Raw genomic sequence first — 11107 nt, 5'->3', positions numbered from 1 at the left:
AAGCGCATCAAACGCTCTTGGAGCTTTTCTGGATTGGCATCAATGGTAAGAATCATGCTCATGTATTATGTGAACTGCTATACTTTCCTTGAGGAACCAGAAAAAGACTGGGCAAAAATGGTTCAGGTGATTAGAGAGGGGCTTACTTTTTATAAAACAAGCCCAGAGTCCCATTTCAGGACTTCGGGCGGGGAATTTGTGCTCTTTAGAGTTTTAGCGGACAGCAATGAAATGGAAAAGGCGGCTTGTTTCGGATGGTTGCGATTTACTGAAGTTGCATAGTGACAACAGCTCCTATAGGTGCTTTGCCATTGCTTCAATGCTGTGCAAAAAATGTTTATACCATTCCTGTTATTTCTTTGTAATGTCATTGAGCAGAAGGTCACCGCATTTCTGATAAACCTCATCAAAGATTTCCCTGCAACGCTTCTCGCCCATTTTAATCTTTGTCCCAACGGCTATGAAGTCCTGAAGAGTAGGGTAGCCGGTAGAGTTGACAGATGTAGCGTGCTGACCATTGTAGCCTTCTGTGCATAGGGTAAGGTCGTATGCAGGAGCAAGATGCCAGATGAACTTGCCATTTGAATCCTTACGAACCTGGTAACTGAAGTTCTTGCAGTGGTCATCCTTGTTGTCGGTAAGGTAGTTGAATACCATGCGACGGTATATTTCCTCCACATACTTTGGATTCTGTGTGATGTAGCCAGTCAAAGCAAGCAAGTTGCTGTAGTCAAGCACAGGCTCAGACAGTGAAAGGCATAGCAAACCACCTGCAGTAGCTGTATGGATGCGCTCGCCATCGTCGGTAAGGTCAAATCGCTTAGTTGTAAAGTACTTGCCATTGGTAAGCTTGAAGTCTGGAACATCGATGCCACACTTGCGTGCTATCTCATTGTAATGGTATTCCTGCAGTCCCATGTCTTTAGGATCGTATGTGTGACGGAATTTTACAAGCCAATGTCCTTCTGCGTCTGAGAACACTGCCTTTGGACGGCAACCACCACTGTTACCGCTGTTGTAGAGCAGAAGTCCAGCGTCTGTGTCCTGCTGTTCTTTGAGAACTTCCAGAGCCTTCTCTTGGAGTAAGTCGAAGTCGGTAATATTTTCTCCTGTTGATATGATGGCCTCAGGCTCGTATGTCAAAGCTCCCATGCCGCTATTGCCTACGATGCTCAGTCGCTCAATGGCAGTCAGTTTCCTGTCATCAATGCCTTCACGCATCAAAGCCTTGTGAAGGAGATAGCGACCGTAGCCATCGGGAAGACTGTCCTCAAAGATGCCGAAGTCACCATACAGAGTTGTTGGCTTTGCAAGAAACAATCCAGTCTTCAGCGGAAGTTCCAATGGCGAAATGCTGAATCCCTCTGCAAGCCAGCGAGGATCATACTCAAAAGCCAGACACTTGTCGCCAGGGGTCAGCGAGATTACTCCTACAATCTCACCGTGGTATTTTACAGTTAGTCTATCTATATTGTTCATTGCTTATGTGCTCTCGTTTTACCAGTGTTCTTGCGTATCTGAGTCAGTTCCTCCATTGTTGAGTACTTTGGCTCAGAAAATATATTCTTTACCTCAGACGTGTATTCCATAGCCATAGCAATGCCAATGAGGTTCTTCAGCGAAATGAGTCCTTTCTGCTCGAATCTCACGATATTTGCTACAGCAACGCCCGACTTCTCAGCAACCTGCTCACGAGTAAGATTCTTCTCTATGCGACGTTTACGGAAATCATTAGCCAATGACTTGGCGATGTCATCAGCATTATCAAGCGTGAAATTATCTAAAAGTGATAATATATTATTCATTGTATTCTGTGTTGATTATTTATAGATAAAATGTTATCAGTTGTAAAGGTACTGCTTTTATTTCAAATAACCGTCACAATCAACAATAATTTGATGATTTTTATGAATATAATGACGAAAGGGTAGTGCAAAAGGTGGAATTTATTTCTTTTGAACGGCAAAAAGTACGATTCAAACATTTCTTCCATCAGAAGTACATGCTCATCCCAGCGCATAGACCTGAAGCCTATGCCCTGACAAAGTAATATGCGAGGGTGGAAACGGCCTTGCTCCAAACATTTGTAGTACATCACATCTCCTCCACGTTCCCAATGGAGCAACTTCATTGTCGTGTGAGACTTGCCCACAAATATATACACGTCACCATTAGCCGGTTACAGACCCACTTGCCGGACCTGCCCACACATACCATTCACGCCCATGCGCATATCAGTATGATGCTGCGCCGTAACAATACGGTTGTCCTCATTCAAATTGAACATAGCTTTTTTTGAGGACAAAGGTAATCTGTCTCGACGAAATGGAAAAGGCGGCTTGTTTCGGATGGTTGCGCCTCAGGACTTTAACCCGTTAGACAATGTTCATGCCGTGCGTACCAACAATTAGCCCCCACGCAACTCATTCGTCGCATGGGGGCTGGTTTGGTTATTCTATGGGCTGGGGCTTATTCTTCCCTTGCCCCCGACGGTCGGTTATTTATATCCGTTGGTCTCGTCGATGTCTTCCCACACGTCGAAACGCATTGAGCGGGCTGCACCGCCGTCACCGTTGCCCATAGTGGGCTCATTGAAGTTTAAGCGATCGTCGCTGGTGATGACGTTCGAGCCGGCGAGGATGGCGCTGGCTTTTACTTCGATCAGTTCTGCTTTGGGCATAATATATTTTTGCTTCATAATCATATATATATTTAGATGTTAATTACTTTACTACTATCTTCTTGCCATTCTGGATATAGAGGCCGGGCTGCAAACCATTGAGGCTATTGCCTACAAACTGGCCGTTCAGATTGTACACACGACCGTTGGCCTTGACGCCGTCGATTACCAGGTCTTCGATACCAGTGGCTGTGCCGTCTATTACCAGCTTGATGACTGAAGCTGGAGTGTTAGATTTGAGGACGAAAGCGGCACGGAAGCCCTTCATCTCACCCGAGGTTACCTTGAACAGCTTGTTTTCTGCGCCGATAGCAGCAACAAATGCGCCCAACTCGCTGGCTTCGGTCATCTTGTAGAAACCATTGAAACTGATACCCCCCTCTTTTACCACTACAGGAGTAGCAGCAGCAACGAGAGTTACGCCCTCGAATTTCTTCTCAACATTAACAGCCGCTGCTGATGAGTTAGCCCACTTAATCAGGTATGGTTTGCCAGCCTCAATGGCTGTTGCCTCTTTGAAGACGATGGTGTTGCCATTGCTATTCTTGGTGTCTACCTCGCGCAACTCTGCGCCATCAAAAGCAGTTGCAGCGTTAGCCACAGCGAAAGGCAAGCAGAGAGTATTCCATTCGCCATCCTGGTAGAATGTGCGCTTCAAGGTAACATTGGCATTTTCATAATCCTCAATAGTATTATCTGTAGCAGTCTCGTTAAGAGTGTAATCCTTGGCTACAGGAACTCTAACGGTTATGGTAATCTTGGAATAATATGTACCCTCACTTACCGTAAATATGATATTCTTTTCACTACCTGTCCAAGTATAATTCTTGTTGCCATCGTTGTCTTTTGTGTATGATCCCTTTTCAAATTTTGCTTTTGATGGTTCCTTCCCATTTCCTGCCTCAAAGGCGATTTTGGTAATAGTTCCCATTCTTGTGCTTATTGTATGAATACCACTATTTGAATCAACAGGCCTATAAAATGCATAATAATTTTTGCCTTCCAAACCTAAGCAAGCACGAGTTGAAGATACTGTTACAATACCCTTTGAAATCATATCATCTTTTATACTGTTGGTATTTGCGCCTGTACCTTTATCCACGCCAGCCACAAACTCAATAATTCTCGTCTCAAAGTTAGGGTCAACCACATTCAGTGTATAAGTAGCAGTAGCGGGCTTATATGTATCATCGCCATTGAATTGTGCGGTAACGGTATATGTAGCATCTACAGCTGGATAAGTCACAGTACCATCCTGCGCAATACTTACGCCCCCAGTTGTGGGAGTTATTTCATATACTACCCCAAAACCATTGGGGTTTACAAGTTCTGCTCCATTGAAAGTACCCTTAGCAATGTCTGCAGTATAACTATCCTTGGCGAAATGGATGCCTGCATCCTGGCGATTGTCCACGATTGTCAGCTCCATTGATGTTGAAGTTGCGGCATAGGTGTCGTTACCTGCAAAAGAAGCGGTGATAGTAACTTTTCCAGTCTTGTGTAAAAGCAATCTACCATCCAACACTTCTGCGGTCTCTTTGTCTGAAGTAGAATAAGTCAGGGGTAGATTGTGAGGATTGCTTATCATATCGGACAGACGCATCGTTTTGGTATTCAGCTCTATTTCCTTGGCTGCCTCTTTGAACTTAATCTCTGAATCGGCCTTGTCGGATTTCTTGTAATATTCTACATTGCTGATTTCGACAAATCCATTAGCAGAAGATTCTGCTAATTTATATTCTATTTTATAATACAGGCCCTCTTTAGGATTAGTAACTACAAATTCTGTCTTTTTTGTAGTTGGAGTTAATGGAGTAGTTTTTTTTCGCTCAATAATATTTTGAAATTTATCATCATAAGCAACCGTAAGACGACAATAAGTTATATCGGTAACATTCTTAACCGTTCCATAATTAACAACTACTCTGGTTATAGCAGCGCCTAAGTCAGTATCTGTAGCAATTGATGCTTCAGAAGCGTAATTTTTACGTCCACATTTGATTGATTCCCAACCATTCTTCCAATTGTTATTATTAAAATTACTTATAGTCCATGTATCTCTTCCGATTGTTGCAGTCCAATCTTTTTCGTAGGAGGAAACACCGCTAACATCTTGTTTTTCATCTGGGAAAGACAATGTTTTGTACAGTTCGTCACTCTGCGAATACCCCCCCCATGCAAATCATTGCAAGTAGGGATAGCATGATTAATCGTAAATGTTTTGTCATAATGTTTATAGTTTTTAATTGTTAATGAATATCAGTAGTTGAATGGGTTATATATAAAATAGGTGTAAACAGAAATGGTACTCAGCACCGCCAAGCGACACGCAACGCACCACTCGCAGAGGCAAGCGGGGCAATGGATGGGTCGTGGATGGAGCGCAAAATAACCATTACAGCGTTAATTTTCTGCAAAAATACGGCATATTTATGACAAAAGGCCAACAAAGGTGTTAAAAAGCAAGGTCGCGTGGGTTAAATTATATTAAAACGCAGCAATGCACACAATAATCGCAGTAATCAGGGCAGAAAAGGCGCACAAGTCGCTCACCAAGCCCACAAGAGAACCCTTATCCAGAAGCCCCATCCCAGCCATCCCAAAGGGATAGTAGACTCTTTCTGCTGTGGATCGGGTTGTTAGGAGCGTAAAGTGTGGCCCATACCAGATACAACAAAAGCCCCCCCACTACGTGCCTCTCCATGCGTCCCCCATAGAGTTCAATAGTTCAATCCAGTCTAACCAAAGGAAAGAGAAGTTTCTTCTTGCTGTGGATATGGTTGTAACAGAATCCTACAAAACGCAAAAAGCGTGCAACTCATTGAGCTGCACGCTTTTGCTTATTGTTTATTATCTGTTTACCTTTCGGCATTACTTAACCTCCTCGAAGTCAGCATCCTGGATATTGTCATCGGGCTTGCTGTTGGTCTGCTGGTCTGCGCCGGGCTGAGCACCTGCACCGGGCTGAGCTCCACCCTGATACATCTGGGCGCTGGCAGCCTGCATTACCTGGTTGAGGTTGTTGATGGCGCTGTCGATAGCTGCTACATCAGCGGCCTTGTGAGCGTCTTTAAGCTGCTGCAGAGCCTGTTCGATGCCAGGTTTCTGGTCGGCAGGAATCTTGTCACCGTTGTCCTTGAGGAAGTTCTCGGTGGTGAAAATCATCGAGTCGGCCTGGTTCATCTTGTCGACCTTTTCGCGTTCAGCCTTGTCGGCAGCAGCGTTCTGCTCGGCCTCAGCCTTCATGCGGTCGATTTCCTCCTGGCTCAGACCAGACGAAGCCTCGATACGGATGGCCTGCTCCTTGCCGGTGGCCTTATCCTTGGCGCTTACGTTGAGGATACCGTTGGCGTCGATATCGAAGGTTACCTCAATCTGAGGCACACCACGACGTGCGGGAGCGATTCCCTCAAGGTTGAACTGGCCGATGCTCTTGTTCTGAGAAGCCATAGGACGCTCGCCCTGGAGTACGTGGATGGTCACAGCGGTCTGGTTGTCAACGGCGGTAGAGAACACCTCGCTCTTCTTGCAGGGGATGGTGGTGTTGGCGTCGATGAGCTTGGTCATTACGCCACCCATAGTCTCGATACCCAGTGTCAGAGGAGTTACGTCGAGCAATACGATGTCGCCCACGCCGCTCTCCTTGTTGAGGATGGCACCCTGGATGGCAGCGCCGATGGCTACTACCTCATCGGGGTTTACGCCCTTGGAAGGTTCCTTGCCGAAGTAGTTCTTTACCAGAGTCTGAACGGCAGGAATACGGCTTGAACCACCTACGAGGATGACCTCGTCGATATCAGATGCCTGCAGACCAGCGTCGCGCATAGCGTTCTGGCAAGGTACGAGACAAGCCTGAATCAGGTTGTGGGCCAACTGCTCAAACTGCGAGCGGGTGAGGGTCTTAACCAAGTGCTTGGGCACACCGCCCTCGGCGCTGATGTAAGGCAGGTTGATTTCGGTTGAAGTAGAGCTTGACAACTCTATCTTAGCCTTCTCGGCAGCTTCCTTCAGACGCTGCATAGCCATAGGATCCTTGGTCAGGTCGATGCCTTCGTCGGCCTTGAAGCCGTTGGCAAGCCAGTCGATGATAACCTGGTCGAAGTCATCACCACCGAGGTGGGTATCACCGTTGGTAGAGAGTACCTCGAACACGCCGCCACCGAACTCCAGAATGGAGATATCGAATGTACCGCCACCGAGGTCGAATACGGCAATCTTCATATCCTTGTTGGCCTTGTCTACACCGTAAGCCAGAGCGGCTGCGGTAGGCTCGTTGACGATACGCTGTACGTTAAGACCAGCTATCTGGCCAGCCTCCTTGGTAGCCTGACGCTGAGAGTCAGAGAAGTATGCAGGCACGGTGATTACGGCGTCGGTGACCTCCTGACCCAGATAGTCCTCGGCAGTCTTCTTCATCTTCTGCAGGATGATGGCCGAAATCTCCTGAGGAGTATACTTGCGGCCTTCGATGTCTACACGAGGATAACCGTTCTCGTTGACTACGTTGAAAGGCACACGCTCAGCCTCTTTCTGGCTCTGTGCATAGGTCTCACCCATGAAACGCTTGATAGAGAATACCGTGTTGGTAGGGTTGGTGATGGCCTGACGCTTGGCGGGGTCGCCCACCTTACGCTCGCCGTCCTTGACGAAACCTACTACCGAAGGAGTTGTGCGCTTGCCTTCGCTGTTGGTGATAACTACAGGCTCTGAGCCTTCGAATACAGATACACAAGAGTTTGTTGTACCTAAGTCGATTCCAATAATCTTTCCCATAATTGTATATTTTTTATTTTTATTCTACGTTATTATTTTTACAACCATCTCAATACAAAAGGTGTGCCAAGAGACGACTTGCGCACCAAATATCTGCCAAATATGTCAGTTGTGTCATTCCCGCGATGGCCATTTCTGCCAAAAGTGTGACAGTCGCCAGCCTCGCCCTTGCCACAGATGGGCCGCCCAGGGGTATATATAATATAAAGGTACGTGCGCGCACGCGCGCAATGGCACAAAAAAAGCCCTCCCTGTTCAGGGAGAGCTTCCTTATGGTCTATGCGGTCTTAGTCTTTCTTCTCTTCGATAGCCTGCTTGATGAGGGCTTCGAGTTCATCACACAGTTCGGGGTTGTCGCGCAGCAGCGCCTTGGTGGCGTCGCGGCCCTGGGCGAGCTTGGCACCATTGTAGGAGAACCAGCTGCCACTCTTCTGGATGATGTCATACTCTACGCCGAGGTCCAGGATTTCTCCGGTCTTGGAGATACCTTCGCCAAACATGATTTCAAACTCGGCCTTGCGGAAGGGAGGTGCCACCTTGTTCTTGACAATCTTCACGCGGGTCTCGTTGCCTATCACGGTGTCGCCATCCTTGATGGCCGAGCCCTTGCGAATGTCCAGACGCACCGAGGCATAAAACTTCAGCGCATTACCGCCGGTGGTGGTCTCGGGGTTGCCAAACATCACGCCGATTTTCTCTCTCAACTGGTTGATGAAGATACAGGTGGTGTTGGTCTTTGAGATGGTGGCGGTGAGCTTGCGCAGCGCCTGACTCATGAGGCGTGCCTGCAGACCCACCTTGTTGTCGCCCATGCTACCCTCTATTTCCGACTTGGGTGTAAGAGCTGCCACCGAGTCGATTACCACGATGTCTACCGCAGCCGAACTGATGAGCTGGTCGGCTATCTGCAGTGCCTGCTCGCCGTTGTCGGGCTGCGAAATCCACAGATTGTCGACATCCACACCCAGTTTGGCTGCATAGAAGCGGTCGAAGGCGTGTTCGGCGTCGATGAAGGCAGCTATGCCGCCCTGCTTCTGTGCCTCTGCGATCGCATGGATGGCGAGAGTGGTCTTACCCGACGACTCGGGACCATAGATTTCGATGATGCGGCCCTTGGGGTAGCCGCCCACGCCCAGCGCAATGTCGAGCGTGATGGAGCCGGTGGGAATCACCTCTACGTTCTCGATGTTCTGGTCGCCCAGTTTCATGATAGAGCCTTTGCCAAAGTCCTTCTCTATCTTGGCCATAGCAGCCTGGAGCGCCTTGAGTTTGCCCTCCTGTGCCAGCTGCATTTCCTCGTTTGTTTCTTTCTTTGCCATAATGATTATTCAGGTTTTAGAGTTCAAGGTCACCGTCAAACACCTCGTTCCATGGCAGTCCCTGCTTGTTGAGCTGCTCCATGAATGGGTCTGGGTCGAAGTCTTCCACATTCCACACACCAGGCTTGCGCCAGAGTCCCTTGAAGAACATCATGGCACCAATCATGGCAGGCACGCCGGTGGTGTAGCTTACTCCCTGCATGCCAGTCTCCTTGTAGGCTTCCTGGTGTTTGCAGTTGTTGTATACATAGTATGTGCGCTCCTTGCCGTCCTTGATACCACGTATGCGGCAGCCGATAGAGGTCTCGCCGTCGTAGTTCTCGCCCAGGTCCTGAGGATTGGGCAGCACAGCCTTGAGGAACTGCAGGGGCACGATCTTCACCTTCACGTTCTTGCCCGAGCCGTCGGCGAGCGGAGCCTCGTATTCGATTTCGTCGATACGCGACATGCCGAGGTTCTGGATGCAGTCGAGATAGGTGAGATACTGCTGGCCGAAGGTCATCCAGAAGCGTGCCTGCTTGATGGTGGGATAGTTCTTGACCAGGCTCTCCAGCTCTTCATGGTGCATCAGATAGCTTTCGCGCGGGCCCACATTGGGATAGGTGATGGGCTGGTGTACGGCCAGGGGTTCGGTCTCGAGCCACTCACCGTCCTTATAGTAGAGACCCTTCTGGGTAATCTCACGAATGTTGATTTCGGGGTTGAAGTTGGTGGCAAAAGCCTTGTGGTGGTTGCCGGCGTTGCAGTCTACGATGTCCAGATAGTGTATCTCGTCAAAGTAGTGCTTGGCAGCATAGGCGGTATAGATGCCGCTCACACCGGGGTCGAAACCACAACCGAGGATGGCGGTGAGGCCAGCCTGCTCAAACTTCTCCTTGTAAGCCCACTGCCAGCTGTACTCGAAGTGAGCCTCGTCCTTGGGCTCATAGTTGGCGGTGTCCAGGTAGTTGCAGCCACAAGCCAGACAGGCCTCCATGATGGTGAGGTCCTGATAGGGAAGGGCCAGGTTGATTACCAGTTCGGGCTTGAAGTCGTTGAAGAGAGCCTTCAGTTGCTCCACATCATCAGCATCCACCTGTGCTGTCTTAATATTGGGATTGCCTATAGCCTTGACTATCTTGTCACACTTCTCCTTGCGACGGCTGGCAATCATGAAATCAGTAAACACGTCGGCATTCTGGTTGATCTTGAATGCCGCTACCGTTGCGACGCCTCCGGCGCCAATCATCAATACTCTGCTCATTTCACTTTATTTTATTTCATTAGATTCTATTCCTAAGGCTTTCATCAACGAGTAGCCCAAGATTTCCTGACGGAAGTTGCCGCCCATCATGGGCTGCATGGCCATCACGGTGATGCGCTTGTCGTCATCGGCGTTGCGCAGCGTAGACCTCACGATGTCCATCAGCTCGGCATCCTGGTCGTCGGGCACTATTACCAGCCGCTTTACCTCCTCGTGGCCGAGCAGCGTGCTCAGCAGGTCGAGGATGATGTCGCGCTTGGCAGCCATCTCGCCCGAGGGGATGTGGCTGAAGACAAACTCGCCCAACTGCTCGTCGGCGAAGGCCTTGCCGTCGAGCTCAGCCTCATAGTCTGCCGGCGCAAAGTTGGCCATCATGCGCGAGCCGGCATCGTGTATCAGCACCACCTGGGTCTCGTGGGTTCCGGGGCGAAGTCCGCCGTCGAGAGCGGCACACACAGCCCACTGCGCCATATCGGCCTGGGGGATGCGGCGGCCTATCATACGTTCAAAGTTGACTATGAGGTCAAAAGCCACATGGTCCAGGAAATCGGCATCGACGATTATCACCGTCTCGCTCCATTTTATATTGCCTGTTTCAGGTATATTCATGATGCAAATGTACCATTTTTTTTCGATATAAATCAAGAACCAACCAATTATTTTGACCACCCGCATCGTTTAGTCAGTGGCTATCCCCAAGGCGGAGTGTAGCGTTGTTGTGGTTGCAGCGTGTGGACGGGTGGGTTACACGGGGACGGACGCCGGAGAACTATCATTTATCCCAAATCGGCATTAGGAAAAAGTAACCATCCAAAACAAGCCGCCTTTTCCATTTCATCGAGACTGTTTACCTTTTTCCTCAAAAAAAGTTACGTTCAATTTGATTATCGGATGGCAACTATCATCATCTTTGCCCAAATATGACACATGTACCAACGAAAAAAGCCTCAGTCACTGTCGTGACCAAGGCTCTTCGTGAAAAAGGGCGGCTACCTACTCTCCCGCATTGCATTGCAGTACCATCGGCGCAAGTGGGCTTAACTTCTCTGTTCGGAATGGGAAGAGGTGGGACCCCACCGCAATAACCGCCTG

At 48.8% G+C, this 11107-nt stretch carries 8 protein-coding genes, 1 rRNA gene and 2 pseudogenes; 1 reads left to right on the top strand and 10 read right to left on the bottom strand.

Annotated elements, in window-relative coordinates:
* A pseudogene (locus tag CIK92_RS14145) lies at window positions 1–282 on the top strand (hypothetical protein); the annotation flags it as partial.
* Window positions 283–351: 69 nt separating this feature from the next.
* Here the strand turns inward: CIK92_RS14145 and CIK92_RS12890 are convergent.
* The 10 genes and pseudogenes from CIK92_RS12890 to rrf all read right to left on the bottom strand — a co-directional run bounded on the left by CIK92_RS12890 (window position 352) and on the right by rrf (window position 11106).
* The gene (locus CIK92_RS12890) at window positions 352–1479 is read right to left on the bottom strand and encodes a type II toxin-antitoxin system HipA family toxin (RefSeq protein ID WP_094389340.1); all 1128 of its coding nucleotides are present in this window, start codon (window positions 1477–1479) and stop codon (window positions 352–354) included.
* Window positions 1476–1805 carry a helix-turn-helix domain-containing protein gene (locus tag CIK92_RS12885; protein WP_094389339.1) on the bottom strand — a complete coding sequence of 110 codons (330 nt, stop codon included), beginning with the start codon at window positions 1803–1805 and terminating at the stop codon, window positions 1476–1478. The genes CIK92_RS12890 and CIK92_RS12885 overlap by 4 nt, the downstream gene beginning before the upstream one ends.
* 62 nt (window positions 1806–1867) lie before the next feature.
* A pseudogene (gene tnpB / locus CIK92_RS14260) lies at window positions 1868–2167 on the bottom strand (IS66 family insertion sequence element accessory protein TnpB); the annotation flags it as partial.
* Window positions 2168–2497: 330 nt separating this feature from the next.
* A complete protein-coding gene (locus tag CIK92_RS12875) occupies window positions 2498–2698 on the bottom strand; it encodes a hypothetical protein (protein WP_094389337.1) in 201 nt (66 codons plus the stop codon).
* 25 nt (window positions 2699–2723) lie between these two features.
* Window positions 2724–4817, bottom strand: coding sequence for a hypothetical protein (locus tag CIK92_RS12870; RefSeq protein ID WP_094389336.1), 2094 nt, complete (start codon window positions 4815–4817; stop codon window positions 2724–2726).
* Window positions 4818–5551: 734 nt separating this feature from the next.
* Window positions 5552–7453, bottom strand: coding sequence for a molecular chaperone DnaK (dnaK, locus tag CIK92_RS12865; RefSeq protein ID WP_022311311.1), 1902 nt, complete (start codon window positions 7451–7453; stop codon window positions 5552–5554).
* A 287-nt stretch (window positions 7454–7740) separates the two neighbouring features.
* Entirely contained in the window at window positions 7741–8772 is a 1032-nt protein-coding gene (recA, locus tag CIK92_RS12860; protein ID WP_022311312.1) for a recombinase RecA, read from the bottom strand.
* A gap of 16 nt (window positions 8773–8788) precedes the next feature.
* Window positions 8789–10015, bottom strand: a complete 1227-nt coding sequence (locus CIK92_RS12855; protein ID WP_094386278.1) for a saccharopine dehydrogenase family protein — start codon at window positions 10013–10015, stop codon at window positions 8789–8791.
* A 6-nt stretch (window positions 10016–10021) separates the two neighbouring features.
* On the bottom strand, window positions 10022–10624 hold the full coding sequence (locus tag CIK92_RS12850; RefSeq protein ID WP_094389335.1) for a DUF6621 family protein: 603 nt from the start codon (window positions 10622–10624) through the stop codon (window positions 10022–10024).
* A 371-nt stretch (window positions 10625–10995) separates the two neighbouring features.
* A 5S ribosomal RNA gene (gene rrf, locus CIK92_RS12845) occupies window positions 10996–11106 on the bottom strand.
* Window position 11107: the final 1 nt, after the last annotated feature.

Source organism: Prevotella sp. P4-67, from assembly GCF_002251325.1.
GTDB lineage: Bacteria > Bacteroidota > Bacteroidia > Bacteroidales > Bacteroidaceae > Prevotella.
Note: the sequence above shows the minus strand (reverse complement) of the source record. Positions and strands in the feature narration are given on the sequence as shown.

What these genes read in the sequence shown, in the direction of transcription:
- CIK92_RS12885 (WP_094389339.1), bottom strand. Translation starts at nt 1,805, where the DNA reads ATGAATAATATATTATCACTTTTAGATAATTTCACGCTTGATAATGCT.
- dnaK (WP_022311311.1), bottom strand. Translation starts at nt 7,453, where the DNA reads ATGGGAAAGATTATTGGAATCGACTTAGGTACAACAAACTCTTGTGTA.
- CIK92_RS12875 (WP_094389337.1), bottom strand. Translation starts at nt 2,698, where the DNA reads ATGAAGCAAAAATATATTATGCCCAAAGCAGAACTGATCGAAGTAAAA.
- CIK92_RS12850 (WP_094389335.1), bottom strand. Translation starts at nt 10,624, where the DNA reads ATGAATATACCTGAAACAGGCAATATAAAATGGAGCGAGACGGTGATA.
- recA (WP_022311312.1), bottom strand. Translation starts at nt 8,772, where the DNA reads ATGGCAAAGAAAGAAACAAACGAGGAAATGCAGCTGGCACAGGAGGGC.
- CIK92_RS12890 (WP_094389340.1), bottom strand. Translation starts at nt 1,479, where the DNA reads ATGAACAATATAGATAGACTAACTGTAAAATACCACGGTGAGATTGTA.
- CIK92_RS12855 (WP_094386278.1), bottom strand. Translation starts at nt 10,015, where the DNA reads ATGAGCAGAGTATTGATGATTGGCGCCGGAGGCGTCGCAACGGTAGCG.